The sequence below is a fragment of the Meiothermus sp. genome (assembly GCF_037443965.1).
Lineage (GTDB): Bacteria > Deinococcota > Deinococci > Deinococcales > Thermaceae > Meiothermus.
In genome coordinates, this window is record NZ_JBBINI010000005.1 from 21,016 (window position 1) to 47,397 (window position 26,382).

The following is a 26,382-nucleotide window of genomic DNA, read 5'->3' on the forward strand; positions in this document are numbered from 1 at the left end:
CTTAGAACCCGTGTGGCCCCGGAATCCCTCCGGTAGGCCCAGAGGCTTACATGAAAACGAACATCATCACCTATGGCTGCCAGATGAACGAGTACGACACCCACCTCGTGCGAAGCGAGCTGGTGTCGCTCGGCGCGGAGTTTGTAGACACCTGGCGGGAAGCCGACTTCGTGCTGGTCAACACCTGCGCGGTGCGGGGCAAGCCCGTGGAGAAGGTGCGCTCGCTTTTGGGCGAGCTGCGCAAGGAAAAGGAAAAGCGCCCCCTATGGGTGGGCATGATGGGCTGCCTGGCCCAGCTCGAGGAAGGCCAGCAGATGGCCCGCAAGTTTGAGGTGGACGTGCTCCTGGGGCCGGGGGCGCTCACCGAGATTGGCAAGGCCCTCGAGGCCAAAAGCCGGTTCTGGGACTTGAGCTTCCGCGAAGAGCTCACCCACCATCTGCCCCCCGCGCCCCAGGGGGCCCTATCGGCCTTCGTGAGCATCATCCGGGGCTGCAACCACCACTGCACCTACTGCATCGTGCCCACCACCCGCGGCCCCGAAGTAAGCCGCCACCCCGACCTGATTCTGCGCGAGGTGGAGCTGCTCAAGTCGGTGGGGGTGCTCGAGGTCACCCTGCTGGGCCAGAACGTCAACTCCTACGGCAAAGACCAGCCAGGCTTCCCCAGCTTCGCCGAGCTGTTGCGCCTGGTCGCCCAGGTAGGGATTCCCCGCATCAAGTTCACCACCAGCCACCCGGTCAACTTCACCGACGACGTGATCGCTGCCATGGCCGAGACCCCCCAGGTCTGCCGCTACATCCACCTACCGGTGCAGTCCGGCTCCAACCGGGTGCTACGCCGCATGGGGCGGGAGTACCGGCGGGAATGGTACCTGGATCGCATCCGGGCCATCCGCGAGGCCATGCCGGACGTGGTGCTCTCCACCGATATCATCGTGGGCTTCCCCGGCGAGACCGAGGAAGACTTCCAGGCCACACTTTCGCTCTACGACGAGGTGCGCTACGACAGCGCCTACATGTTCATCTACTCCCCGCGCCCCGGCACCCCCAGCTTCAAGCACTTCCAGGATCTGCCGCGCGAGGTTAAGGTCGAACGGCTCCAGCGCCTGATTGAGAAGCAAAAAGAGTGGAGCTACCTGCAAAACCAGCGCTGGGTGGGCCAGACCGTCGAGGTGCTGGTGCGCGGCGCTGCCAAAGACGACAGCTTTGTGGAGGGCCACACCCGCGGCAACCACCCCACCCTGCTGCCCGCGGCCCAGGCCCCCCGCCCCGGCCTGTACCAGGCGGTGATCCAGCAGGCCACCCCCCACATGCTTCTGGGCGAGGTGGTGGGGGCCCAGGAACCCGCCACGATTCCGCTGATGATGGTGTGAAAACCCAGGCTGAAATTGTGGTACTTGGGGCCGGCATCGCCGGGCTGTGTGCGGCCCGGGTGTTGCACGAGGCCGGAAAAGAGGTGCTGGTGGTGGCCCGCGAACTCGGCGAGGCCAGCCGGGTGCCGGATGCTCTGCTGAACCCGGTGCGGGGCAAGCGCGGGACGGTGGCACTCGAGGCCGAGGAGGCCCTGGAAGCCCTGTGGGACTTCTATCCCCGCTTTGGGACAGTGCGACAGGGCATCCTGCGGCCCGTGCCCCAAAGGGATAGGCCAGCCTGGCAGCAAAAGCTACAGGGCCGCCGGATTCCGCATCTGTGGCTCGAGGAAGGGTTGTATCTGGAAAACGCGGGGTGGCTAGAGACCACCCCCCTGCTGCACCGCCTGGCCGAGGGCCTGAACATCCTGTACGCCAGCGTGGAACGACTCGAGGCGGGCGCAGCGTGGCTCGAGGACGGACGCAAACTCGCAGGTAAGGTGCTGGTCTACGCCGGCGGGGCCAGTGGGGCGCACCTGGTGGGGCTGGGCGGGCGCTTCACCCCTGGCTCGGTGCTGCTGACCCGGCAACACTTCCAGCAGGCCCGCTCGTATGGGGTGTATGTGGCCGGGCACAGCCTGGGGGGGAGTTATCTGCCCCACCAGAACAGGTATGCACCCCACCAGACCCAGCCGCACGAGGTGGAGTGGCTACTGGCCGAGGCGCAAAAGCTGCTGGGCTACCGGCCCGAGTTCACTGCCTCCTGGGCCGGGGTGCGCTACCGGCTGGATCGCCACTACCTCAAGGAGATTCCGGGCGGCCTGGCCCTCACCGGCTTTGGCTCGGCGGCGTATTTTTATGCCCCTTTGTACGCCCAGCGCCTCCTCAAACGTCTCACCGGCAAATCCTGATAAACTATGCGCCATGCAGCAGTACCACGACCTGATGCGCTATGTGCTCGAGCACGGGGTAGATAAGTCCGACCGCACCGGCGTGGGCACCCGCTCGGTCTTTGGCTACCAGATGCGCTTCGACCTTTCGGAGGGCTTTCCGCTGGTCACCACCAAGAAAGTCCACTGGAAGAGCATCGTCCATGAGCTGCTGTGGTTCTTACAGGGCGATACCAATGTGCGCTACCTCAAAGAACATGGGGTCTCCATTTGGGACGAGTGGGCCGACGAAGCGGGCGAACTGGGGCCGGTCTATGGCAAACAGTGGCGGAGTTGGGAAGGGGCTGATGGTCAGACTGTAGACCAAATTGCCTGGGTTTTGAGTGAAATCCGGCGCAACCCCGACTCGCGCCGCCTGATCGTGAGCGCCTGGAACGTGGCTGACCTGCCCCGCATGGCCCTGGCCCCCTGCCACATCCTGTTTCAGTTCTACGTGGCCCAGGGGCGGCTTTCCTGCCAGCTCTACCAGCGCAGCGCCGACATCTTTCTGGGGGTGCCCTTCAACATCGCCTCCTACGCCCTGCTGACGCACATGGTGGCCCAGGTCACCGGCCTGGCGCCGGGCGAGTTTATCCACACCCTGGGCGATGCACATCTTTATCGGAATCACTTCGAGCAGGCCCGCTTGCAGCTTTCCCGCGAGCCCCGGCCCCTACCCAGGCTGCGCCTCAACCCCGCGGTGAAGGATCTGTTCGCCTTCACCTACGACGATATCGAGCTGCTGAACTACCACCCCCATCCCCGCATTCCCGCCCCGGTGGCGGTCTAGTATGGCCCGGAAGATTGCTTTTGTGGTGGCGATGGACCAGAACCGCGCCATTGGCCGGGCTGGGGCGCTACCCTGGCACCTGCCCGACGACCTCAAGCGCTTCCGTGCGCTGACCCTGGGCAAGACCGTGCTGATGGGCCGCAAGACCTATCAGAGCATTGGGCGGCCCCTGCCCAAACGGCGCAACGTGGTGCTCACCCGCGACCCGGCCTTTACCGCCGGGGGCTTAGAGGTGGTGCACACCCTCGAGGACGCCCTGAAGCTGGACGACGAGCTGATGGTGATTGGGGGGGGCGAGATTTATACCCTGTTCCTGCCCCTCGCTACCCACCTGCACCTGACCCTGGTCGAGACGGTCATCCCCAATGCCGATACCTTTTTTCCCCCGTGGAACGAGGCCCTTTGGCGCGAGACCTACCGGGAGCACCACCCCGCCGACGAACGCCACCAATTTGCCTTTACCTATGTAGATCTCGAGCGCGACGAGTTTCCCACCTAATTCACTATAGACCCGCGTCCTTCGGGCTTCGAGCAGCAGAAGTGATCCACAAAAAACATCCCCACAGGCGGGGAGGCCCGGTGTCGCAGCGCTGCCTAAGCTAAACCCAGGCTCAGTTCTTCTTCTTCGAAGGCGATCTCGCCGTCGCGCAGGGTGACGGAAAGGGTGCGGCCGGGGCGCGAGAGGAGTTCAAGTGACAGCGGATCTTCGATTTTCTCCCGGATCAGGTTGCGCAAAATGCGGGTGCTGCCCTGCTTGGGGGCCTGGCTGACCAGCCAGGAGGCCAGCGAGGGGTCGAAGCGCACGGTCTTCTCGCGGGACTCGAGCTCTTTGGCGATGTCCTCGAGCATAATCTGCGTGACCTGCACCAGCTCGGGCTCGCTCAGGTTGCGGAAGCGGATCACCTCGTCCAAGCGGTCGAGGAACTCGGGCGTGAAGATGGCTTTGAGGGGGCTCTCCGTGTCAATTTCCCGATTGGTGAAACCGATGGCTGGCCCCACGTTGAAACCGGTGTTGGAGGTCATGATCAGGATGACCCGGCGGAAGTCCACCGTGCGGCCCAGGCCGTCGGTCAGGCGGCCTTCGTCCAGCACTTGTAGGAAGGTATTGTAGATGTCAGGGTGGGCTTTCTCGATCTCGTCGAGCAGCACCACGCTAAAGGGCTGACGACGCACGGCTTCGGTTAAGCGGCCTCCCTGTTCGTAGCCCACGTAGCCTGGCGGGGCCCCAATCAGCTTGGAGATAGAGTGCGGCTCCTGGAACTCGCTCATGTCGAAGCGGATGAGCGCCCGCTCCGAGCCAAAGAGCACCTCGGCCAGGGCCTTAGCTAGGTGGGTTTTGCCCACGCCGGAAGAACCCGCAAACAGGAAGCTGGCAGACACGCGCGTCCGTCCGCCCAGCCCCACCCGGCTGCGGCGAAGCGCAGCGGCCAGGGCCTCGACGGCCTCTTTCTGACCAATTACGCGCTTGTTGAGCTCTTCCTCCAAGCCAAACAGCTTGCTGTCGTCCTTGTCGTCCACGTAGACGCCGCCCCAGCTATCCACCACACTCTCAACATCCTCGCGGGCCACCAGGGGGGTGCCGTCCTCGTCCATCGCCACCGGCAAGCCCAGTGAGTCGTTGAGACGCACCCGACTGGCGGCTTCGTCAATCAGATCAATCGCTTTGTCGGGGAAGTTGCGCCCTGGCAGGCTGCGGATCCCGATCTTGACCGAGAGGCCCAAAATCTCATCGGGAATGACCACCCCGTGGTGGGCTTCGTATCTGGGACGAAGCCCTTTAAGGATTTCCAGGGTTTCCTCGGGGCTGGGCTCCAACACGATTACCGGTTGGAAACGGCGCTCTAAGGCCGCATCTTTCTCGATGTAGCGGTGGTACTCGCCGGTGGTGGTCGCGCCGATGACTTGAATCTCACCGCGGCTCAAAGGGGGCTTGAGGATGTTGGCCGCGTCCAGGGTGCCCTCGGCTCCACCCGCCCCAATCAGGGTGTGCAGCTCGTCAATAAAAGCCACCACTTTGGCGTTTTTGAGTTCCTCGATAATCTGCCGCAGGCGCTCCTCGAACTCGCCCCGGTACTTGGTGCCGGCCACCACCCCGGCCAGGTCTACCGAGACGATGCGGGCCCCACGCAGAACCGGAGGTACCCGCCCTTCGGTGATGGCCTGGGCCAACCCCTCCACAATAGCCGTCTTGCCTACACCGGGATCACCCACCAATACCGGGTTGTTCTTGGTGCGGCGGGCCAGAATTTGAATAACCCGGTTGATCTCTTCGGCCCGTCCAATAACGGGATCGAGTTTGCCCTCTCGAGCCTCGCGGGTGAGGTCGCGGCCATACTCGTCCAGGAACGGCGTAGCCACGGCTTTTTCCTTGGTTTGCTCGCCGGCCTGCGAGAGCACCCGCCAGCGGATGGTGTCCACATCCTTGGCGTAATGGGTCATGATGCGGTAGGCGATGCCGTCGCCCTCGCGGATGATGCCCAGCAGGATGTGCTCGGTGCCAATCACCTGGCTGGACATGTTGCGGGCCTCGGCCCCGGCCAGCTCCATTACCCGACGGGCCCGCGGGGTGATGGCCGGCGGCTCGCCGGTGCGGCTGCCCTCACCCCGCCCGACCAGCTCCTCGACCATCCGGCGCATGGCCTCCAAGCTGGCCCCGTACTCCATCAGGATGCGCGCGGCCGTACCTCCTTCGCGCATCAGGCCCAGTAGCAGGTGCTCGGGCCCGATCATGCTATGGCCCAGTCGGCTCCCTTCCTCCCTGGCGTAATGAAACACCAACCTGGCGCGATCGTCGTACCTGTTCAAGCGCGAACCTCCTGGTATGTCGTACTAGTATTCATAGCGCCGCTTTCTTCCTACCTCAATATTACAGTATGACCGACCCGTTTTAGGTGTTTGCGCCACACGTTACGAAGCGTTTCCGGGGCGTTTGCCTGAAGCCTAAAGAAAAGATTAGCTCGACTCAAAAAAATCTGTCAGCGACATTTGTCCTGCGCCAGCCAAAGAACCCGGGTTGGTTGATTACTGTCCGAGTGCCCTTCCACTGATACCCGTGGGGTGCTTCGTATCATACGCATTTCGGTAGTATCGTTCACTTTGACCAGCCCAAACGATACTACCGAAATGCTTTTCTGCTTCCTTCGGTCGGCTTGAATCCTTCACCTCTGACTACGTCCAACGGTGAAGGATTCAAGCGGAAACGGTATCACTGGTGCCGATTAGACCCACAAAGCAATCAATGAGCGAGCTGCTCGGATACACCTCTCCGGCACAGTGCTGGCATGAGTAAAAATGATTGTAGTTGGAACCTTTGCTTTGATTACAGGCCAGCTCGAGCCCTACTCCAGACGGGAATAGATGTCCTCGAGCGCAATCTCCAGGTTTACACAGGGCAGCTTGAGCGGGCCGCTTTCGATGCGCTCGTAGAACCAGCCCCCTCTGCCCGACGGAACACCTCGGCCCGCATGGTGTCTTGCTCGAGCAAAACGTACATTTGCAGGCTGGGTAGGGTCTGGTAGTTGAGCCACTTTTCGCCCCTATCGATGTCGAGTGTGCTATCTGACAAAACTTCCACAATCAGACAGGGTGAGTGCTTGATGTATGGATGGTCGTCGGAGGCATCGCATACCAACATGACGTCGGGATAGTAGATAGCGCCCGTGGGCGTCTGGACTTTGACATCGCTCATCAAAACCCGACAGTCAGTGTCTCTGATGTTCTGAGCGATAGCCATGGCTAGCTCAAAGGCTAGGCGGTTGTGGCGTTCGCTGCTATCGGCCATGGCAAAAACCTGTCCATGGGCATACTCGTGCCGCTCAGAGGAGGTGGCCTCAAAGGCGAGAAACTCCTCTACCGACACCTCGGTTTTGACAGGGGGTTTCGACCTGGGCATCCCCTACAGGATAGCAAAATCCTTGATGGGAAAGGGCCGCTGTGTTACCTTGTAGCTTGCGTTGAACCGCAGGAGTAACCCGGCGTTCCGCTACAGCGAGCCTGGGAGGGTGTGAGCCAGGCAGCCAAGAACCGGGTGAAGGGCGGCGGAGCCAACCTCAACGCAGCTCAAAGGGCCTCGAGCGACCTCGAGGAACTGGGGTGGAACCGCGGAAGAACCAACTTTCGTCCCCAGGCATACGTGCCGGGGGTTTCTTTTTTTCCGGCACAGGCTGGCGAGGGGTAGCTGGCTGTTCTAGTTCATTCAACCGCTGACCCTAAACCGGCCAACAAGGAGAAACCTATGCCTGCTGAAACGATGGAAGAACTAGTAAGCCTGTGCAAGCGCCGGGGGTTTATCTTCCCTGGCTCGGATATCTACGGCGGCCTGCAGGGAACCTACGACTACGGCCCCTTGGGCGTTGAACTCAAGAACAACCTTAAGGCCGCCTGGTGGCGGGCCAGTGTCTACGAGCGCGACGATATGGAAGGGCTGGATGCCAGCATCCTGACCCACCGGCTGGTGCTTTTTTACTCGGGCCACGAGGCCACCTTCTCAGACCCCCTGGTGGACAACCGCGTCTCCAAGAAACGCTACCGCCTCGACCACCTGCTCAAAGAGCAGAAGCCCGCCGTGCTGCAAGCCCTGTTCCAGACCATGGGCCTGCACGAGGATGAGAGCCTGGCGGCCCTGGTCTCACGTCTGCTGGCTGAGCCCGAAAAGGCCGCCCTGGCTATGAATACCGCCCGGGTGGTAGACCCTGCCGACGGGGCACCCGGTGACTGGACGCCCCCGCGGCCTTTCAACATGATGTTCAAAACCCAGATTGGCCCCGTGGCCGATGAGGACTCCTATGGCTACCTGCGCCCCGAGACGGCCCAGGGCATCTTTATCAACTTCAAAAATGTGCTCGATGCCACCAGCCGCCGCCTGCCCTTTGGGGTAGCCCAGATTGGCAAGGCTTTCCGCAACGAGATTACCCCGCGCAACTTCATCTTCCGGGTGCGCGAGTTCGAGCAGATGGAGATCGAATACTTTGTGAAGCCCGGCACCGACGAAGAATGGCACCAGTGCTGGCTCGAGGCCCGCCTGGCCTGGTGGGAAGCCCAGGGCATTCCCCGCGAGCAAATCCGGGTGCTGGACGTGCCCAAGGAAGACCTCTCGCACTACTCCAAGCGCACCTTCGACCTGATGTACAACTACCCCACCCTGGGCTTCGAGGAGATCGAGGGCATCGCCAACCGCAGCGACTACGACCTGGGCAGCCACACCAAGGGCCAGACCGAGCTGAAGATTCAGGCCCGGGTGCTGGAAAACCACGACTCCACCGCCAAGCTGGCCGTGCAAGACCCCGAGACCAAGGAGTGGTTTGTGCCCTTTGTGATCGAGCCTTCGGCGGGGGTTGACCGGGGGGTGTTGGCGGTGCTGTCGCAGGCCTACACCAAGGAGAAGCTGGAAAATGGCGAGGAGCGCATTGTGCTCAAGCTCAGGCCGCACCTGGCCCCCATCAAGGTAGCGGTCATCCCGCTGGCCAAAAACAAAGAGGAGATCACCAGCTACGCCCGCCGCCTCAAGGCCGATTTGCAGGCCCTGGGTTTTGGCCGGGTGCTCTACGAGGACACCGGCAACATCGGCAAGGCCTACCGCCGCCACGACGAGGTGGGCACGCCCTTTTGCGTTACGGTGGACTACGACACCATCGGCAAAAGCCAAGACGGCAGTACCTCCCTACAAGACACCGTGACGGTGCGCGACCGCGACACCATGCAGCAGGAGCGGGTAGCGGTAAATGAACTGCCCCAGTACCTGCTCGAGCGCCTGAAAAGCTGATGCGCCTGGCCATCTGCACCGGCTGCCACGCCCGGGAGGGCGAAAAGCACTTTGCGGGCTGGCTCGAGCTGCTCCAATCCCACCTGGGGATAGGCTACTTTGGCGGGGAGGGCCAGGGGATTGAGGTGGAGTTTGTGTCGTGTCTGTCGCATTGTGAACAAGGCTTCGCGGTGTCGGTAGAGGACGAGGTGCTGGTGCTGGAGAATGCAGAAGATTTTGCGGTTCTTTTAGAGCGGCTAAAGCGGGTGGCCTCGGCTGGATAGCCGGCTGTGTGTGCTTGGAACCCAGGGGATGCATTTGTCACTGGCCCCGCATCACCAAGCCTCTATGATGGAACTGATTAGCAAGGAGGTATCGTGAAAAAGTTTCTCTTACCCCTCGGAGTGGCTGCTCTGGTGCTGGCGGGCTGCGGCACGCCGGCGCAGCCTAACCTAACCCTAACGCCGGGGCAAACCACCCTAAGTGTTGCCCAGGGCAACTCGGTGCAGGTAAACTTAACCTTAGCACCCCAAAACGGCCTTACCGGTACTGTCAACCTAGCTTTGCAGAGCCCACCCCCTGGCGTTACGCTCTCACCGACCTCGGTAAGCCTAAGCGGCACAGCTCCGCAAAACGTGACCCTTACCATTGCGACCACCGGCGCCACCCCCATCCAGGATCACTCCCTAACCCTCCAGGCCAACCAGGGCAGCCTGCAAAAGACCGCGGCTCTCACCCTCAAGGTGACAGGCTTCTCGGTTTCGCTCAACCCCACCAGCGCAACGGTGAACCCCGGCCAGTCAGCCTCCACCACCCTCACCATCACCCCCCAGAACGGCTTTAGCGGCACGGTGAACCTGAGCCTGCAAAGCCCACCCGAGGGGGTTTCGCTCAGCCAGAGCAGCGTGAATGTGACGGGGAGTGGAGCCCAGAACTTCTCCCTAGAAATCCAGACCACCAGCGCGACTCCGGTGCAGACCCACAACCTCACGCTACAGGCCAGCCAGGGCAACTTTAGCGCTTCGGCCAGTTTTGAACTCAACGTTACGGCTGTACCCCAGCCCAACTTTCAGATTGCCCTGAATCCCACCTCCGGAACGGTGGTGCAGAGCAACTCCGTTACCGCCACCCTCACCCTTACACCCCAGAACGGCTTTAGTGGCATGGTGAACCTGAGCCTGCAAAGCCCCCCTGTAGGCGTTACGGTCTCACCTGCCAGTATTAGCGTGAGCGGTGCAGCCGCACAGGACTTCACCGTCACCTTCAACACCACCACCAGCACCCCCACCGGCCCCAGCACCCTTACGCTGGTGGCCACCCAGGGCAGCCTGAGCAAAACCGCCAGCTTTGACCTGACCGTGACCTCGTTCAACATTGCCCTGTCCCGCTCGAGCACCCTGCGGGCCCAGGGCCAGAGCTTCTCGGACTTTGACCTCACCCTCACGCCGGTAGCGGGTTTCAGTGGCACCGTGGCGTTGAGCCTGCAATCGCCCCCCAGCGGCATCAGCCTCAGCCCGGCCAGCCTGAGCGCCTCCGGGCCAGTAACCCTTTCAGTAGACCGCACGGTTCCAGAAGGTGTTTACAACCTCACCGTACAGGCCAGCAGCGACAACCTGACCCGCACCGCCTCCCTTACCCTGCGGGTACTGAAAACGACTACGCTGGCTTCGGGTGGAGAACATGCCCTGGCGATCAAATCCAATGGGGAAATCTGGGCATGGGGTCGTAACCAAAGTGGTCAGCTTGGATATACCACTACTGGATTATTTTCATCAGAGCCTACACAGCTCACGACACCAACAGGCGCCGTCTCGGTAGCTGCTGGTGAGTTCCACTCCCTGGCACTGCTGGCAGATGGTACGGTGCGGGCCTGGGGCGGCGATGGTTTTGGGGAACTGGGCGATGGCCCTACCAATTCTAGTGGCTCCAACAGTGCTGTGACGCCTGTAACCCCTACCGGCCTGAATCGTGTTGTGGCGGTTGCAGCAGGTCGGAATCACTCTCTGGCCCTGCTTTCGGATGGAACCGTGCGCACCTGGGGTCGCAACAACGGGGGACAACTGGGTGATAACACCACCGACAACCGCGATGCCCCTATCAGTGTGGCAACACTGGACAGTGTAGTGGCTCTAGCAGGGGGTACATTTCACTCCCTGGCGCTGCGTTCGGATGGAACCATCCGGGCCTGGGGCGATAACTTCAACGGTCAACTAGGCAACGGCACCAACAACTTCTCTTACACGCCAGTTCCGGTATCGAGCATCAACAATGCAGTCGCTATTGCCGCGGGCGACCTCCACTCACTGGCTTTGTTGGAAGGCGGTACGGTACAATCCTGGGGGAATAATGCCTTTGGACAGTTGGGCAACGGCACCACAAGCAACGAGAATTCGCCGGTGGCTGTTTCTGGTTTGACCGGTGTTCGTAGTATTGCCGCAGGTTTGAACCACAGCATGGCAGTTCTTTCCGATGGCTCGGCCAGGGCTTGGGGTGCCGATGCAAGCTGGCAGTTGGGCAACGGCCCCGATGCCTACGATGACCCTTCCCCTGACCCCAAACGCCAGACCAGCCCAGTCTCGGTGACGGGTTTGCCCATCGGAGGCTCCCCACCCCAGCAAGCCGTCTCGCTCGCGGGAGGTTTCTTACACTCACTGGCTTTACTCAGCGATGGTTCTGTGATGGGATGGGGCAACAACGACGATGGGCAGATTGGAAATAACTCCACCCTGCCTTCCAATATCCCGGTTGTATCGACAATAACAGGGGTGCAGGTGCCCCCCGCCCCCGCGCCTTAGCCTTGAAGGCAAGCGAACCTGCCTAGGCACACCAGGCAGGTTTTTGTGGGCCTTGGGATAAAGCGTTTAATGCCGTTTCCGCTTGAATCCTTCACCGCCCTGCGCAGTCAGAGGTGAAGGATTCAAGCCGACCGAAGGGAGTAGAAAAGCATTTCGGTAGTATCGTTTAGGCTTGCCGAAGTGAACGATACTGCCGAAATGCGTATAACACGAATACCCAGTGCAGTGGTTTTTGCTGTGCTGGGTAAATTAACGTCAGTTCGAAGTTATCCAAACAAGCTGAAAAAGCTGAGCCGAAGGTTGAAAACCCGTCAATCAGCCTACCGGCATCGTAAAGTCCACCCCTACCGCATAGGGGAGGGTCTAGCGTGAGTCTGCCGTGCCACACAGGTTTATTCTGCTTTTCTATCTCCCAACTAACGTCTTATTATTCCGTACCGCGTGTGGCGCAATTGGGGGAAGCGCCATTGGAGTTTGGGCTGGGCCGGTTTGTATTCGGAGCATGGGCCAGACCCGCCAGCCTTGGGGGGCGCAGCACCCCAGCGGGTTCTGGGCCCGCTGCACACGACCTAGCGGGGTGAGAGCCAGTTGGGCAGCAGGCGGGGGGCTCCCAGTGTTTGCAGGCGCTGGACCGAGAGGCTGTTGGGGTTGTAAATGCCCCCGTCGCTGGAAGCGGCAAAGCTAAAGCCATCCAGGTTGATGCCAGCGGGGGGCACACTGCTCTGGGCCAGGGGCAGCCAGTCGCGCAAGGGCAGGCTTACCTGCACGGCACTGAGCGACCAGTCGAGCTCGAGGTTGCTTCGCAAAGCCCAGGCTGCTTGCCAGCCGTTGGCGGGGGCGTTGGCAGGGGAGGGGGCACAGGGGGTCTGGGTGGCCGCACAGGTCTGAGCGAGGTCGGGGACGGTGTAGCTGCTGGTGCTGCCTAGCCAGCCTTGCGAGAGGTGCAGGCGCCACTCGAGGTTGGTGTTGGGGGCCACCGCAAGCTGGGCCAGTTGCAAACTAAACAACCGGGTGCCACTGCCCAGCCAGGTATAACCGGGGCTCCAGGACGCCTGGTACTGGTTGCCCAGCAGGGCCAGGGTGGCCCCCGGCGGGTTCAGGAAGCTGGCGCTCAGGTTCTGGGGGTTGGCAAAGCCCCGCAGCGCCCGCCGGGAACGCAGGTTCAGGTTGCTGAAGGTGGTCTCGCGGGCATAGAAGATATAAAACTCGTTGGGCCTGCGTTGCGCGGCTGGTATGGCCCGGTAGGTCAGGTTGGCGGCGGCTTGCTGGCTGTCGGCCAGATAAAGGGTCTGGGTGGTGGGGGTCAGGTAGGCCAGGTAGCTCAGGCCCTGGGCCGAGGGGTTGGGGTTGGTGAGGGTGGCGGTGTAGGTGCCCTCGAGAGCAAACGAGTTGCCCCCGCTGGTGTCCAGGTTAAGCGTTTGGTTGCCTCCTACGGAATAGTTTCGTTCGAATACGGCCCGATCTGCCTGGAATATGGTGCCAGGTGCGCTGGGGGGCAGGTAGCGCAGGGCCATCAGGTCGGCGGTGCTGTGGCGCACGCCTTGCAGCAGGTAGCCGGGGTAGGCCGGGGTGGGGGGGAAGTCGCCCGTTCGGGCCGGGTCTACAAAGTCGCTGGCGGTGCTGTAGGCTACCTGGCCGTAGCTGCCTGCCAGACCGTTCAACTGCCCGTTCAGGTTCGAGAAGAAACCACTGGCGGCTGCCGGGGGACACTGCAAGACCAGGCGACGCACCTCGCCCAGCGTGAGCTGATAGACATTGACCTGATGGGTGGTGAGGCCAGCCTCGGTTTTGCTGCACACCACCGCCCAGCCATAGCGTTCCGCAGTGTTGCCGATGCGAAGGCGGTAGCTGCCAGCGGTGGGTTGGACTACCTGCCAGGCTCCGCTATCCCCCTGGGCCGCAACCCAGACAGCTCCGGTAGCGGTAAGCTCGGCCTGATCAAACACATTTAGCAGTACCAGAGCGGTGCGCTCGAGCGTGCCTTGCACACCCCGTACCCGTAGCACATAGTCTCCCAGGGGCAGGTCTGGGGCGACGGAAATGGTAAGGGTGGAACTGGTGCCGTCTGTTTCCGCCGGTGCAAAGGTTGCGCTGATGCCTGTGGGTAGAGGGGTGCCGTCGGAGCGCTCGAGGCTCAGGGCAATGGGGCCTGCCAGGTTGCTGCGGAGGATGGTGACGGTTTCGCTCAGGCTACTGCCCCGCTCCAGGCTCAGGTTTTGCGTGAAGCTGAGTTGAAAATCGGAATCGGACGAGGCGGGCAAGACCGTAAGGGTGAAGTTCAGGATGCGCTCGAGGCTTCCCAATTTGGCCCGGATGCGCAGGGGGTATGGGGTAATGCTCGCCGTGGGGGCCACCGAAATCCGCAGGATGGAAAGGGTGCTGTTGGGCAGGGTAGGACTAAAAGTCGCGCTAAGGCCGCTGGGCAAGGGAGCGCCGTTTTGCTGCTCGAGGTACAGCTCCACAGTACCCGCCACATTGACGCGTACCACATTCAACAGCAGGTCTGCGCTCTGTCCCTGGCGGATGCTGGGGTTGAGGTTATCGAGGCTTAGTTGCAAATCGGGTGCGCTGGCTGGTTCTATCTGGAGGGGCAGGTCGGCGGTCTGGGAAAAACCGCCCTGCGATACACGTACCTGCAGGGTGAAGTTGCCGGGGGTGGCATTGCCCAAAGCCTGTACCCGCAGTGTGGTGGTATTGCCGAGAATGCTGTTGGGTTCAAAGATGGCTTTCACTCCAGCGGGTGGAGGGTTTGTCAGGTCGAGCACAACCAATCCAGTCAAGTTGGTTCGCACGAGGGTAAGGGCGACATCCTTGATTTCACCTTGCTTGAGGGTTAGGCTGGTGGGCGCGAAGGTTATTTGCACGCTGGGTTGGGGGTTGGGCCGCGTACAGCCCGCTAGCAACACCAGCGCGGCTACCATCACCCATAACCAATTCTTGAATGTACTCATCCTCACGCTTTGACGATAGCACCCGCCCAAACGATGTCAAGCCAGGCAGCGTTACTTGAGTGACCTACCCTGGGGGCGTAGTATATGAGAAGTTGCTCAAGGGGCCTACATCCCATCCCCACAAGACCCTGATCCATCCGGAGTCGAATGATGCTGCATATGCTGCGCTATCTATGGATGCTGGTTATCGCAATCACGGCTTGTGGAAATACCCCAGATGTGAATGTCCCGAGCCCCACCCCTCCCACCAACCCTTCCCCTCCTGCTAACCCCGCGCCTCCGGCCCCAGGCAGTTGGTGGAAGCCCGCGGCCAACGCCACCTGGCATATCCAGTACACTGGCACCCTGGACAAAACCCGCCAGGTTGCTGTCTATAACGTGGATTTATTCGATACCCCGGCCAGCGTGGTGCAGGAGCTGGCAGCCAGGGGGGTCAAGGCAGTTTGCTACCTGAGCGCAGGCTCCTGGGAAAACTGGCGGCCCGACAAAAACCACTTTCCCCCCGAGGTACTGGGCCGCAACTACGACGGCTGGCCGGGGGAGCGCTGGCTGGATATCCGCCAGATTGATAAGCTAGCCCCGATTATGCGGGCCCGGCTCGACCTCTGTAAGCAAAAAGGTTTTGTGGGGGTAGACCCCGACAACGTGAACGGTTACCAGAACAACACCGGCTTTCCCCTCACGGCCCAGGATCAGGTTCGCTTCAACCGCTGGCTGGCAGCCGAAGCCCACCAGCGCGGCCTGGCTATCGGTCTCAAAAACACCACCGAACTGCTCTCGCAGCTTATCAACGACTTCGATTTTCTCGTTACCGAGGAGTGCTTTGACCAGGGCTGGTGCAACCAGACCCGGCCCATGGTGCAAGCCGGTAAGCCGGTGCTCAACATCGAATACACCGATACCCGCATCAAAAGCGCCTCGCAGTTCTGCTCCAACAGCACCAGCCTGGGTATTTTTTCCATCCTCAAGCGGCGAGAGCTGGATGCTTGGGTAGAGGAGTGCAGGTAACTCCCCCGTTATGTCGAAATAAAACGCTCTAGACGCAAAAATCCCACCGAGTCTTGGGGGCTCGAGTGGGATTTGCACATACCTTAGCCACTGAGCAAAGGCAGGGCATAACTGCGGTGAAGTGTGTCCCTGGACAGCTCTGCGGTTTTTTGTGAAGCTATAAGCGAGGGTAATTTTGAACCCGTCAACCTTGAAAAAGGGGATCTATCTGTGCTTGATACGCGGTTAATGTAACGAAAGGTAACAAGCTGGTTGTCTCAATGTGTTTTGAAATCTTCCTCTACCCTAAGGTTCAGGGAACCATTGCTTTTCTGCCGTAGTCAACAAGAGGGGCCAAAAAAGAATGAAAAACATCATCCAAACCATCACCCTCATCCTATCGCAGCTTTTGCATCTACCTGGTACGGCGTGTAGGGCAGTACGCCCCCCACAACCCAAGCTGCTGTACCGGGTACTCGTGGCAACAGCCATGGTTGCCCTTCTATTGTTGTCTGGGTGCAACTTGCAAAGGGGCAACGATGTCTCCCAGGCCCCCGAAGCATCCCCCCAGGCCCCCTCGATGCCCCGCTTCGAGGGCGCTCCGGTAGCCTTGCCGCTCCAGAAAGCCGATGCCAACCGCCCTTTGCCCGATGTGCGCATTCCAGGTTCGCTACAGCCCCAGCGCGAGGGGGTGCAAACACAGGCGCTTCCCCAAAACCAGGTAGCGCTGCGCATCCTGGTGATTGGCCCAACCCCCGAAGACCCCGGCGTGCAAGCCTGGCGGGCATTGCTAGACCAACTGGGGGCCAACTACAAGGTCTTGATTGCCTCCACAGAGGAGCTAACCCCAACGGTGCTGGAAGATAGCTCTGGTGGGCGCTTCCAGGCCATTTTGCTGGCCAGCAACAACCTATCTTACGAAGCCTCGCCGGGGTTTTTTGATAGCGCATTTAGCGGGGATGAGTGGCTTCGGTTGTGGGACTACCAACGGCGCTATGCGGTGCGCTCGGTCTCGCTGTATACCTTTCCGGGGCCTGGCACCCCCAATACGCGCGCCGCCGATCCCGAGGATTATTGCATTCGGTCGGTTCGGCCCGCTGGCGATGAAGGGGTGCGTACCGATAACCCGGCCACCAATCCGCCGGGCGACCCACCTCCTTACCCCCCTGTTCGGATGACTCTTACCCCTGAGGGGCGGGGTGTGTTTAGCTACCTCAATCCAAACGCAGAGATTCCCATTCAAAACGCCTATCTTTACCCGGCTCGTCTGGCCACGGCCCAGGAGTCACCCGGCTGTTTGGTGCAGCCGCTTTTGCAGGACACCAACGGTAATGTGTTGGGGGTGTTTAGCAGGTCTTTTGATGAACGTGAGCGCATCGCCCTGACCTTTGCCAGCAACCCCTACCTGCTGCACACCCAACTGCTGGGCTACGGCCTGATTCGCTGGGCTACGCGGGGGCTGTTCATCGGGGAGCGGCGGCATATTCTGGCCGTTGACGTGGACGACTGGGGCCTCGAGTCCGACTGGTGGGATGATGCCCTCCAGCCCGGCGATCCCCTGCGCTACCGGCCCCAGCCCTTTAGGCTTTCGGCACAGGATGCGTGGTCGGTGTACCAGCAACAGCGCCAGCTCAATGCCAGCTACCCGCTCAGCAACGGCTTCATGCTGAACCTGGCCTTCAACGGGCGCGGGGTGAACCTCGGTGTGGCGGCCAGCTGCAACCCAGAGGTGTCCAGTGGCGACCCCCTGTCCAGCCTGGCCAAGTGCCTGGCCAGCCGGATGCGCTGGGTCAACCATACCCGCGACCACCCCTCCATGGACAACATCACCGACCCTGCGGCGCTGCGCTTCCAGATTGCCGAGAACACCCGCTTAGCCAACCAGATGGGCCTTTGGTACAGTCCCAAAACCCTCAAAACCGGTGAACTCTCGGGCCTGGGTTGGTATCGGAGCCCTGCCCCGGCTCCGCTGGTTCCCCCAACCCTACCCTCGGAGTGCCCTGCGGTTTCGGGATCATCCGGCCCTGGTTCGGACGAGCCGCGCAAGGATTTTGGCCTGGTCTGCGCCAATCAGGCCCTCCTGGACCGCGCGGTTGAACTGGGTATTCGCTACATCCACGGCAACTACTCGGTGGGTAGCCACAAACCCCCCTGCCCCATCTGCGGCGTGGCGCTGCGCCCCAGCCTGCTGATGATTCCGGTCTGGCCCACCAACATCGCCTACACCGTGACCACCCGGGCTGAAGCCACCTCGTTCTACAACTACATCTACGCTCCGGGCGGGCAGAACCCGTACTGGCCCAGACCACTTACCTATGAGGAAATCCTCGAGCAGGAAACCAACCTGGCCCTCTACCACCTGCAGGTTAGCGCCAGCTCGCATTATTTCCACCAGGCCAACCTGCGCGAGTATGAGCCAGGGCGCAGCCTGGTGTTCGATTACCTGAACCGCTTGATGCAGAAATACACCAGCTACTACAGCATCCCGGTGCTCAACCCCTCCTGGGACGAGATTGGGGATTATGTGGCCGAACGTACCAACCACACCAACCTGCTGCAAGCAGGCATCACTGCTACCTGGGATCGCAGCACCAATCAGGTTATATTCACTGCGTCTGGGGGGCGTTCGGGTGTACTGTTTTTTACAGGGGCTGCGCAGGGGGTCAGCCAGGTGTATGGGGGGGATACCGTTTCAAAAATCAATCTATCCGCTGGGCAAAGCTGGTCCTTTAGCTATACACCTCCGCCAGAATAAGGGAACCGGTTTACAAAAGTTTTCTCGAGGACGGCCATGAAGATTGCACTAATTACCGAAGGCACCTACCCCTTTGTGGTAGGCGGGGTGAGTGTATGGTGCGATCAGCTCATTCGCGGCCTGCACGATTTTGAGTTTGAGGTGGTAGCCCTCACCGGCAATGGGCTGGAGACCAGTGCCTACCCCCCACCCCCCAACCTGAAAGCAGTGCACAACTTTCCCCTATGGAATATGGAACGGCGAAGCCGTACCAGAAACCGGTCTTCACGTTGGTTCGACCAGGTTCACCACAGCTTTGTGACCGCTCTAACCCAGCCCAACTGGGGTACTACCTACTTTCTGTGGGCACTGCGGGCCATGGCGGGCTATGCCCAGCAGGCCGATTTGGGCGCGGCCCTGCTGAGCGAAGCCTCGCTGGGGCGTCTTATCAAGGCCTGGAAGGAGTACCAGCCGCAAGACCCCGCCAATGGCCCCCTCCCAAATCTGACCCTGCAAGATGCCCTTCTGGCCTCGGAACTGATTGAGCACCTGCTAAGGCCCCTGCGCCTGGTTCCCCCACAAGCCGATGTCTACCATGCAGTCTCCAACGGCCCAGCCGCCCTGGTGGGCATGATGGGCAAATGGCACCATGCCGCCCCCTTTGTCCTGACTGAGCACGGGGTCTATTTGCGGGAGCGCTACCTGAGCTATTTGCAAGCCCCCTACAGCCCGGCGGTACAGACCCTGATTCTCAACTTTTTTCGCTTGCTCTCGAGCACCGCGTACCGGATGGCCGATTTGATTGTGCCGGTGTCGGACTACAACCGCCGCTGGGAAGAGCGCAACGGGGCTTTTCCCTCTTCGATTCGCCCCATTCACAACGGAATTGACCCGGCGCAGTTCCCACCGCCTGCCCAGGAGCCAGAGGTTCCCACGCTAACCTTTGTTGGCCGCATAGACCCGCTCAAAGACCTGCACACCCTGATTGAGTCGTTTGCCTACACCAAGGAGCACGTGCCCAACGCCCGCTTACGGATGTTTGGCCCCACGCCGGCAGGCAATGAGCGTTACCGTGAAAGCTGCGAGAAGCTGATCGAGGACCTGGGATTGCAAGGGGTTGCAACCTTCGAAGGCCGCATCTCCCCGGCTGCGCTGGGCTACCAGGCCGGGCACGTAGCTGTTTTGAGCAGCATCTCGGAGAGTTTCCCCTATGCAGTGATTGAAGCCATGTCTTGTGGGCGGGCCACGGTCTCGACCGATGTGGGAGGGGTAAGCGAAGCCGTGGGTGATGCAGGTATTCTAGTGCCGGCCCGAGACCCGATCGCCATGGGTGAGGCCTGTACGGAGTTGCTCATTGACTCGCACCGCCGCACCGAGATGGGCAAAGCGGCACGGGAAAGGGTGCTTAGATATTTCACCCTCGAGCGCTTCTTGAACGACTATCGCAAGATGTACCACGACGTGATTTTTTTTTCGAGTTCACCCAAGACCCCTACCGAGCCGAAGACACCTACCGAGAGTAATCTACTCGTAGCCTCGGGGAGCTGAGCTGGGCTGGCCTGAGGTTGACCATGACTTTCTCGCTGAGTCATCGCTGTACCGATACCCACCCCACTGTTGCGGGGGGTTCGTTGGCATGAGCCAGCGCACCGAGTTTTTTGAGGATCGCGGGGTTGCCGTACTGCCCAGCTATACCCGGACGGGCAAAGCCCTGCCCTCGCCGTCCAACCGACTGGCCCAGTTGGTGCAGCACCTGGGGCCGGTGTGTGAGACTGCGGTAGATTCACAGCAGATTGCTGCAGCCTTGGAGGCCCACGGCTACAACGACCGGATGGTGCTCGAGCGCTACGGTTACCCCAACGTATTTGAGCTGGCCGAAACCCTTTTTCGCATAGTGCCGCGCAAGACGGCCCCGGCCAAGCGTCGGGTCTACAAGGTCTCCAATACCCTGCGGGAACTATCCCACGGACTGTTCTATGGGATGCCGGGGCTGTTCTACCCAGCCGTTTTTGCCTGGCTTGGCCCCCAGGAAGCCACCTTGGGCCTCATACTATCGGCCATTCTGGGGTGGTCGTGGAGCCAGGGCATGATTCGCCTGGCCTATGTGTTGATGGGCCGGGGCTTTGCCCCAGAGGCCCGCCTGTTGCTGCGAACCATGATGTTCATAGGGTTGGGACTCGCAGCCCTAATTGCCCCCGTCATTCGAGGAAGCCTCGAGCTGGTAGCGCTGGTGGTCCTGCAGATGGCCTACCATATGGCCTCGGGGGTCTTGCTGCTGTATAAACGTGAACTCTGGCTTCTGTTGACAACCTCGCCCGCAGTATTGGCGGGGTTGGTGTTCTTGCTGGCTCCAGACCTACTGGGTGCGGCCCCCACCACCTTGGTGATGATGGGGTCGGTGTTGCTAAGCTTTGCGGCAGCCCTCATCACCCTCCAGGCCAAAGCCACCTACTCCCCCTGGAAGGTTTTGCAGCGGGCCGACTGGCTGGATACCCTTCCCCTCATGCTGTACGGCTTGCTGAGCGCAATTTTTGTGTTTCTAAACCCCTTCTGGCACTGGATTACCAATACCCCCATCGCCTCGGGTCTGGCCGTGGTTCCCCTGGTACTGAGCATGGGGGGGTTGGAGTGGCAGCTGCGGGTCTTCCTGGAGCGCATGAGCCTGCTGTTGGCCAGCACCAACGATCTGGGGGTATTTGCTCGCAACGTCAATCGCATCTTTTTGTCGGTGTTGGCTTCGTATGGGCTGCTATTGCTGGTGCTCAGCCTGCTGGCCTTGGTTTTTTTTGACCTGCGCGATTCGCAGGCCCAGATATTTCTGGTAGCCAATTTTCTCCTTGGCCTGGGATTTTTTGTGGCCTTCACCCTCACTTCCATGAACCGCACCTTGCGGGTATTGCTGGGCATGGTGCTGGCCCTGACGGTGTATGTGGCGGCCTTTGCTCTGTCTCTACAGGGTTTGCTCCCGCTGGATGGGCATCTAAGCTATCTGCTGGGATGTGGGGTCTTTACGATTTATTTGCTGCTGGTTGCCTTACCGGTTTTGCGTGAGCTTCGCAACTATCAGTAGGCATGATCATGGAAACGCTGTCTGGCAAATCCAGGGTGCTGGCCTTCTACTATGGTCAGGGCAAGCTAAAGCAACTCTGTCGCTACCGCAAGGTGGTGCTCCAGCCCTGGGCCTACACCTCCGCCGAGCTGGCCTTTTTGCGAAACAACCGTACCCAGGCTCTGGCCTATTTGAGCCTGGGCGAGGATCAGCCCATCCCATCACCCTGGCACCGCGACGCCCGCAACCTCGACTGGAACACGATATATGTGAATCCCGCTCACCCTGGTTGGGTCAGCAGCCGAATGGAAGAAGCAAAAAAGGCAATAGACCAGGGCTTCAGTGGGTTGTTCCTCGATACCCTCGATACCGTGACCCTGTTTCCCCAGGATCGCTACACGATGTTGAGCCTAATTGGGCAGTTGCGACAAGAGCTGAGTGGTATTTCGATAATTGCCAACCGGGGTTTTACGCTCCTACCCGACCTGGCCACTTTGGTGGACGGGGTGGTGTTGGAGTCGTTTTCTACAACCTGGACGCCCTGGGGCTACCGCATACTGCCTTCCTATGAACTCGAGTACAACCTGAGCTGCCTTTACCGGCTCCAGGGTTCATCGCTCGAGCTATACGCCCTGGATTATGCCGATAACTTTTGGCTCGAGGGTTTTGCCCGTCTGCGCGCGATGTACTACGGCCTTCCCACCTTTGTGAGCAACCGCCAGCTCACGCGTCTGTAGAACCCAGGGCTTCGTCCGGTTTATCCAGATACTGCTTGGTAAAGGCATGGGGCAGAAGCTCACCCAGGGTCAGGTGCAGCTCCGAACCGCTTGCGCTCAGGCAGTGCACCGGTGTCTCCGGGCGGGCAAACTCGCTGAGTACCTGCCGACAACCGCCACAAGGGGTCGCGGGTTTTTCCCCCCGGCTGAGCACCCAGACCTCCACAATCTCGCGCTCTCCGGCAGAAACCATCTGCAAGGTGGCCGACTGCTCCGCACAGCGCGAGAGGGGATAGGCGGCGTTTTCTACGTTTACCCCGCCATACAATCGCCCCGACCTGGACTTGACTACCGCCGCAACCGCGAAGCCGGAGTAGGGGCAGTAGGCGCGGGTCAAGAGAGAGTTTAGTTGATCCAAAACCTCCTGGGGTGGGGTGTGCACGTTCCTAGGCCTCCTCGGATGTGAGTGACTCGCTGGGGGTCTCGTCGTCGCTGGGCTGGGGGGTTTTCTTCTGGGCACGCACCCGCTCGATGCCCCTGGGGTCGGCGGTCTCGACGGTGAACTCAAAGCCGCCGAACTCGAGTTTCTCCCCCACCTCGGGAATATGCCCAAACTCGTTCATCAAGAAGCCGGAAAGGGTGTCGTACTCGCCCTCGGGGAGTTGGATGCCCAGCCTTTCGGAGGCATCCTCCAGCGGAATCGAGGCATCCAGCATGAAGACCCCTTCTGAGACCTCCTGCACGGGGGCGGCCTCCTCCTCGTCGGACTCGTCGTAGATCTCCCCGATGATTTCCTCGATGATGTCTTCCAGCGTAATCAAACCCGCGGTGCCTTTGAACTCGTCCACCACAATGGCCATGTGGGTTTTACGCCGGCGCATCTCGCGCAGCAGCTCCCGTGCCCCCATGGTCTCGGGTACAAAATAGGCCGGGTGGCAGATGCTGCTCACCTTGGAGGTGTCCATCACCGGGCCGCTGTACTCGAGCAGGTCCTTGGCATAGGCCACCCCGATGATGTTATCAATGGTATCGCGGTAGACCGGAACCCTGGAATAGCGGTGTTCGCGGACGGTATTCCAAAACTCGCGCAAGGTGGCATCCGCCGAGATGGCCACCATATCCACCCGAGGAACCATGATCGAGCGCACCGGGGTCTCTTCCAGATCCAGAATCTGGCTGATAATCTCGCCTTCGCTCTCGTCGAGCACCCCTTCTTTGGACGAGGCCTCCACAATCAGCTTGAGTTCCTCTGCCGAGCCCACCATCGAGTGGGAGGGCGCTTCCTTCAAGCCCATCAGCCTCAGGAAGAAGTTGCCGCTGCGGCTAAACAGCCATACCAGGGGGGCGGTGAGGCGCTGAAAGATATTCAGCGGCAGGATGGTGACGCCGGCGACCTGCTCGGTGCGCTGGAGGGCGATGCCCTTGGGGATCAGTTCGCCAAAAAGCACCGTTACAAAAGTGATGACGATAACCGAAATGGCAAAACCAACGGTAGATAGCAGGCTGCTTTCCGCGGCCAGCGAGGCTTGGGTTTGCCCAAAGATAGCGGCGATGCCCGCCATAATCAGCCGGGTCACGTATGGTTCGCCAAAGGCGCCAAGAATCAGGTTGGTAGCGGTGATGCCAAGCTGGGTGGTGGCAATGTAGGTGTCCAGCTTAGCTATGGCTTGCTTGAGCAAGTGGCCTTGCCAAGAGCCGCTTTCGGCCATTTGTTCTACGCGGCTGCGCCGGATCGCGACGAGCGAGAACTCGGCGGCAACAAAAAAAGCATTGATCAGGATGAGGAGAACGATGATTCCAAAACTGCCAGCGATACTTTCCATACGGTTCGCGTCCGGCCTATCCAAAACTAACTCGCCCCGGAGCGCTCCAGGGCAATGCCACGGCTACGTTTGGAAGGGGAGTCCATACGCTACTGAACGGAAGTTTACCACAGCCCCAAGCGGCTCACAAGCGGCGGTAGAAACAATAGAAACCCGATCAGTGCAGCAATTCCGCTGACAACCAGAACCCCCGCTGCCGCAACGTCCTTGGCGGCTTTGGCCAGCGGATGATAGTTGGGTGAGACCAGGTCTACCACGGCCTCGAGGGCGGTGTTGAGCAATTCCAACCCCAATACCAAGGCGATAAGTAGCAAAATCAGCACGAGATTAACCTGCAACCAGAGGGCCAGCGCCAGGGCTAGGGCCCCGATGTAGACCTCGAGCCGAAAGTTTCGCTGGCTTTTCCAGGCCAACCGAACCCCAGCCCAGGCATAGGCAAACGAGGCACGCAGGCCCCGCAGGGGGAGGGGATCGGAACCGGGCTTGGGCGGAGGAGTCAAGGTGGGCATGGTTTCAGGGGGGATCAGGTTGTGTCGCAGGGCCGTTAGGGGAATCCGGCGGCTCTAGACACAAACCCAAGACTTGCAACATACCACAACCTCAGCTTATCCGACCCTAGAGCTCGAGGATTCGCTGCTGAACCCGATGGAACCCCTCCCATTCGGCTTCACTGCGGTGGTCGTGCCCGAGCAGGTGCCATAGGGAATGGGCGGCCAGCACCTTGACCTCGTGTGGCAGGCTGTGGCCTAGTTGCTCGGCTTGGCGCTGGGCGGTCTCGAGGCTGATCACAATATCCCCCAGGTGCGGGGGTATGAAAGAATCGCCCGGCTCGTAGGTCGGAAAAGACAGCACATCGGTGGGGGCGTCCTCGCCCCAGTGCTGCTGTTTGAGCGCCCGAATTTCGGCATCGTCGGTCAGAATGACGGTCAGGGTTTTGTCACTCTGGCCCAGTTCAGCCAGAAGACGTTGCAGAGCCTTGCCCACCTGGGGGCCTAGGCCCCTGGGTACTCGGGTGTGAGTGACCAGATCCACCTGTGCCATGACATACCGGCTCAACGCTCCGAGGGACGTTCGCTCTCGTGCTCGTGGAACTCATAGGCCTTGATGATCCGGGCTACCAGCGGGTGGCGCACCACATCGGACTCTAAAAAACGTTGCTGGGCGATCCCCTGGATGCCCTTGAGAATCCGCATGGCCTCGATCAGTCCGCTTTTTTGCGCTTTGGGCAGGTCAATTTGGGTGATGTCGCCGGTGATGACTACCCGGCTATTGAAGCCCATGCGGGTCAGAAACATCTTCATCTGCTCGGGGGTGGTGTTCTGGGCCTCATCCAGGATGATAAAAGCGTCATTTAAGGTTCTGCCCCTCATAAAGGCCAGTGGGGCCACCTCGATGACCCCCGACTGGATGTACTGATCGAAGCGCTCGGCGTCAATCATGTCGAAAATCGCGTCATAGAGGGGGCGCAGATAGGGGTCAATTTTGGCTTGGAGGTCGCCTGGCAAAAAGCCCAGGCGCTCCCCGGCCTCCACCGCCGGGCGGGTCAGGATGATCCGTTTGATTTTCTTGGCTTTGAGGAAAGCCACCGCCATGGCGACGGCCAGATAGGTCTTACCAGTTCCGGCAGGGCCGATGCCGAAGGTGATGTCATGGCTGCTGATGGCCTCCACATACTGCCGCTGGCCCGGGGTTTTGGGTTTGAGCCTTCCGGGCAAGGTGAGCTCGTGGCCAAGGGCGGGGGTCGCGGTCTCGACCGGCAGCGACTGCCCATTCTCGGCAACCAGGATGACCTGCTCGAGGGTTCCAGCATCAATCTCGGCACCCTGACGAACCAGCGTGACCAGGTCACGCACCACCCGCTCGGCCAGCCGCACTTCGTCGGGGTTGCCCGCAATCTGTACCTCCTGACCGCGTACGACCAACTGAGCCGGGAGCAGCTTGCGCAGGGTTTTGAGGTGTTTGTCACCGTGGCCCAGCAGGGCCAGGGCTTCTTGGGGCGAGCGTAGGGGGATTATCGCTTTGGTTTGCGTACTCTTCTCCAATATTGACTCCTGGGTTCGGCCAACACTTGATGCCAAACCATACCGTTCAGGATAGCACGAGGCGTAGCCGAAAACTCCCACTGCTCTGTGGATTTGGTCTTGGGTTTGGCCGCTGGAGGGGCTGGCCGGGCTGGCTCTTGTGCCGGGCGCGACCCCGCGCGGGCCAGGCGTTCGCGTTCGATCTCCTCGAGGGTTTTGGGGCGCTTTGCCGCGGGGGGTTTGGCCTTGGGTGGCTGACTGGAAGGCTGGCTTACCAGGGGTCGAGGGGGTGGCGTGCTGGTGGGTGGGCGCGGCGGAGGGGCTGAGGATGTAGGCGGGCGGGCGGGCGTAGCCGAAGGTGCGCTGGACTGGGTCGGTGATGTCCTCGTTTGCTGCGCAGGCGGGCGGCGCTCTTCGCCGGGCAGTGGGATTTCATCGGGCTCGAAATCTGGGGGCATTTGTCGTCCCCGCCGCAACAAGCCCTGCAACGCTGGCAGC

Annotated in this window: 22 protein-coding genes; 14 read left to right on the forward strand and 8 right to left on the reverse strand. The window is 60.8% G+C overall.

Annotated features, from left to right (window positions below; all coding sequences use genetic code 11):
• The first annotated feature begins 50 nt into the window (after positions 1 to 50).
• The 4 genes from miaB to WKI89_RS04110 are packed head-to-tail and all read left to right on the forward strand — an operon-like array spanning position 51 to position 3,567.
• The gene (gene miaB, locus WKI89_RS04095; protein WP_337867949.1) at positions 51 to 1,373 is read left to right on the forward strand and encodes a tRNA (N6-isopentenyl adenosine(37)-C2)-methylthiotransferase MiaB; all 1,323 of its coding nucleotides are present in this window, start codon (positions 51 to 53) and stop codon (positions 1,371 to 1,373) included.
• Entirely contained in the window at positions 1,370 to 2,260 is an 891-nt protein-coding gene (locus WKI89_RS04100) for an FAD-binding oxidoreductase (protein ID WP_337867950.1), read from the forward strand. Before miaB ends, WKI89_RS04100 begins: the two co-directional genes overlap by 4 nt.
• A 13-nt stretch (positions 2,261 to 2,273) precedes the next feature.
• The gene (locus WKI89_RS04105; protein ID WP_337867951.1) at positions 2,274 to 3,068 is read left to right on the forward strand and encodes a thymidylate synthase; all 795 of its coding nucleotides are present in this window, start codon (positions 2,274 to 2,276) and stop codon (positions 3,066 to 3,068) included.
• A 1-nt stretch (position 3,069) separates the two neighbouring features.
• On the forward strand, positions 3,070 to 3,567 hold the full coding sequence (locus WKI89_RS04110; protein ID WP_337867952.1) for a dihydrofolate reductase: 498 nt from the start codon (positions 3,070 to 3,072) through the stop codon (positions 3,565 to 3,567).
• A 95-nt stretch (positions 3,568 to 3,662) separates the two neighbouring features.
• Here the strand turns inward: WKI89_RS04110 and WKI89_RS04115 are convergent, their stop codons facing one another.
• Positions 3,663 to 5,873, reverse strand: coding sequence for an ATP-dependent Clp protease ATP-binding subunit (locus WKI89_RS04115; RefSeq protein ID WP_337867953.1), 2,211 nt, complete (start codon positions 5,871 to 5,873; stop codon positions 3,663 to 3,665).
• Between the two features lie 577 nt (positions 5,874 to 6,450).
• Positions 6,451 to 6,960, reverse strand: coding sequence for a Uma2 family endonuclease (locus WKI89_RS04120; RefSeq protein WP_337867954.1), 510 nt, complete (start codon positions 6,958 to 6,960; stop codon positions 6,451 to 6,453).
• 111 nt (positions 6,961 to 7,071) lie between these two features.
• On the opposite strand from WKI89_RS04120, the gene WKI89_RS04125 reads away from it, so the two are divergent.
• From WKI89_RS04125 to WKI89_RS04140, 4 genes are all read left to right on the forward strand, one after another.
• Positions 7,072 to 7,245 (forward strand): hypothetical protein, encoded by a 174-nt coding sequence (locus tag WKI89_RS04125; RefSeq protein ID WP_337867955.1) that lies wholly within the window; start codon positions 7,072 to 7,074, stop codon positions 7,243 to 7,245.
• A 57-nt stretch (positions 7,246 to 7,302) separates the two neighbouring features.
• Positions 7,303 to 8,829, forward strand: coding sequence for a glycine--tRNA ligase (locus tag WKI89_RS04130; protein ID WP_337867956.1), 1,527 nt, complete (start codon positions 7,303 to 7,305; stop codon positions 8,827 to 8,829).
• The gene (locus WKI89_RS04135; protein WP_337867957.1) at positions 8,829 to 9,092 is read left to right on the forward strand and encodes a hypothetical protein; all 264 of its coding nucleotides are present in this window, start codon (positions 8,829 to 8,831) and stop codon (positions 9,090 to 9,092) included. The genes WKI89_RS04130 and WKI89_RS04135 overlap by 1 nt, the downstream gene beginning before the upstream one ends.
• A 93-nt stretch (positions 9,093 to 9,185) precedes the next feature.
• Complete coding sequence (locus WKI89_RS04140) at positions 9,186 to 11,603, forward strand: hypothetical protein (RefSeq protein ID WP_337867958.1); 2,418 nt, start codon at positions 9,186 to 9,188, stop codon at positions 11,601 to 11,603.
• 569 nt (positions 11,604 to 12,172) lie between these two features.
• Here WKI89_RS04140 and WKI89_RS04145 read toward each other — a convergent pair.
• Entirely contained in the window at positions 12,173 to 14,554 is a 2,382-nt protein-coding gene (locus tag WKI89_RS04145) for a hypothetical protein (protein ID WP_337867959.1), read from the reverse strand.
• 159 nt (positions 14,555 to 14,713) lie between these two features.
• On the opposite strand from WKI89_RS04145, the gene WKI89_RS04150 reads away from it, so the two are divergent.
• The 5 genes from WKI89_RS04150 to WKI89_RS04170 all read left to right on the forward strand — a co-directional run bounded on the left by WKI89_RS04150 (position 14,714) and on the right by WKI89_RS04170 (position 22,061).
• Positions 14,714 to 15,562, forward strand: a complete 849-nt coding sequence (locus tag WKI89_RS04150) for an endo alpha-1,4 polygalactosaminidase (protein ID WP_337867960.1) — start codon at positions 14,714 to 14,716, stop codon at positions 15,560 to 15,562.
• A gap of 343 nt (positions 15,563 to 15,905) precedes the next feature.
• Entirely contained in the window at positions 15,906 to 18,296 is a 2,391-nt protein-coding gene (locus tag WKI89_RS04155) for a hypothetical protein (RefSeq protein WP_337867961.1), read from the forward strand.
• Positions 18,297 to 18,332: 36 nt separating this feature from the next.
• A complete protein-coding gene (pelF, locus tag WKI89_RS04160; protein WP_337867962.1) occupies positions 18,333 to 19,823 on the forward strand; it encodes a GT4 family glycosyltransferase PelF in 1,491 nt (496 codons plus the stop codon).
• A gap of 88 nt (positions 19,824 to 19,911) precedes the next feature.
• Positions 19,912 to 21,345 (forward strand): hypothetical protein, encoded by a 1,434-nt coding sequence (locus WKI89_RS04165; RefSeq protein ID WP_337867963.1) that lies wholly within the window; start codon positions 19,912 to 19,914, stop codon positions 21,343 to 21,345.
• Positions 21,346 to 21,353: 8 nt separating this feature from the next.
• The gene (locus tag WKI89_RS04170) at positions 21,354 to 22,061 is read left to right on the forward strand and encodes an endo alpha-1,4 polygalactosaminidase (RefSeq protein ID WP_337867964.1); all 708 of its coding nucleotides are present in this window, start codon (positions 21,354 to 21,356) and stop codon (positions 22,059 to 22,061) included.
• On the opposite strand, the gene cdd is transcribed toward WKI89_RS04170, so the two are convergent.
• The 5 genes from cdd to WKI89_RS04195 form a co-directional block, all read right to left on the reverse strand.
• Positions 22,048 to 22,458, reverse strand: a complete 411-nt coding sequence (cdd, locus tag WKI89_RS04175; RefSeq protein ID WP_337867965.1) for a cytidine deaminase — start codon at positions 22,456 to 22,458, stop codon at positions 22,048 to 22,050. The genes WKI89_RS04170 and cdd overlap by 14 nt on opposite strands.
• Positions 22,459 to 22,486: 28 nt before the next feature.
• On the reverse strand, positions 22,487 to 23,863 hold the full coding sequence (locus tag WKI89_RS04180) for a hemolysin family protein (protein WP_337867966.1): 1,377 nt from the start codon (positions 23,861 to 23,863) through the stop codon (positions 22,487 to 22,489).
• A gap of 104 nt (positions 23,864 to 23,967) precedes the next feature.
• Positions 23,968 to 24,372 carry a diacylglycerol kinase gene (locus tag WKI89_RS04185; protein ID WP_337867967.1) on the reverse strand — a complete coding sequence of 135 codons (405 nt, stop codon included), beginning with the start codon at positions 24,370 to 24,372 and terminating at the stop codon, positions 23,968 to 23,970.
• Between the two features lie 106 nt (positions 24,373 to 24,478).
• Positions 24,479 to 24,904, reverse strand: a complete 426-nt coding sequence (ybeY, locus tag WKI89_RS04190) for an rRNA maturation RNase YbeY (protein WP_337867968.1) — start codon at positions 24,902 to 24,904, stop codon at positions 24,479 to 24,481.
• 11 nt (positions 24,905 to 24,915) lie between these two features.
• Positions 24,916 to 25,905: a PhoH family protein gene (locus tag WKI89_RS04195; protein ID WP_337867969.1), complete on the reverse strand. Its 990-nt coding sequence runs from the start codon at positions 25,903 to 25,905 to the stop codon at positions 24,916 to 24,918.
• Positions 25,906 to 25,992: 87 nt separating this feature from the next.
• On the opposite strand from WKI89_RS04195, the gene WKI89_RS04200 reads away from it, so the two are divergent.
• Positions 25,993 to 26,142 carry a hypothetical protein gene (locus WKI89_RS04200; RefSeq protein WP_337867970.1) on the forward strand — a complete coding sequence of 50 codons (150 nt, stop codon included), beginning with the start codon at positions 25,993 to 25,995 and terminating at the stop codon, positions 26,140 to 26,142.
• Positions 26,143 to 26,382 lie beyond the last annotated feature (240 nt).

Bases quoted from the DNA above. Each gene is read 5' to 3' on its own strand.
- WKI89_RS04150 (WP_337867960.1), top strand. From the start codon at position 14,714: ATGCTGCGCTATCTATGGATGCTGGTTATCGCAATCACGGCTTGTGGA.
- WKI89_RS04135 (WP_337867957.1), top strand. From the start codon at position 8,829: ATGCGCCTGGCCATCTGCACCGGCTGCCACGCCCGGGAGGGCGAAAAG.
- WKI89_RS04185 (WP_337867967.1), bottom strand. From the start codon at position 24,372: ATGCCCACCTTGACTCCTCCGCCCAAGCCCGGTTCCGATCCCCTCCCC.
- WKI89_RS04155 (WP_337867961.1), top strand. From the start codon at position 15,906: ATGAAAAACATCATCCAAACCATCACCCTCATCCTATCGCAGCTTTTG.
- WKI89_RS04120 (WP_337867954.1), bottom strand. From the start codon at position 6,960: ATGCCCAGGTCGAAACCCCCTGTCAAAACCGAGGTGTCGGTAGAGGAG.
- ybeY (WP_337867968.1), bottom strand. From the start codon at position 24,904: ATGGCACAGGTGGATCTGGTCACTCACACCCGAGTACCCAGGGGCCTA.
- WKI89_RS04145 (WP_337867959.1), bottom strand. From the start codon at position 14,554: ATGAGTACATTCAAGAATTGGTTATGGGTGATGGTAGCCGCGCTGGTG.
- WKI89_RS04180 (WP_337867966.1), bottom strand. From the start codon at position 23,863: ATGGAAAGTATCGCTGGCAGTTTTGGAATCATCGTTCTCCTCATCCTG.
- pelF (WP_337867962.1), top strand. From the start codon at position 18,333: ATGAAGATTGCACTAATTACCGAAGGCACCTACCCCTTTGTGGTAGGC.
- WKI89_RS04170 (WP_337867964.1), top strand. From the start codon at position 21,354: ATGGAAACGCTGTCTGGCAAATCCAGGGTGCTGGCCTTCTACTATGGT.
- WKI89_RS04165 (WP_337867963.1), top strand. From the start codon at position 19,912: ATGAGCCAGCGCACCGAGTTTTTTGAGGATCGCGGGGTTGCCGTACTG.
- WKI89_RS04110 (WP_337867952.1), top strand. From the start codon at position 3,070: ATGGCCCGGAAGATTGCTTTTGTGGTGGCGATGGACCAGAACCGCGCC.
- WKI89_RS04105 (WP_337867951.1), top strand. From the start codon at position 2,274: ATGCAGCAGTACCACGACCTGATGCGCTATGTGCTCGAGCACGGGGTA.
- WKI89_RS04130 (WP_337867956.1), top strand. From the start codon at position 7,303: ATGCCTGCTGAAACGATGGAAGAACTAGTAAGCCTGTGCAAGCGCCGG.
- miaB (WP_337867949.1), top strand. From the start codon at position 51: ATGAAAACGAACATCATCACCTATGGCTGCCAGATGAACGAGTACGAC.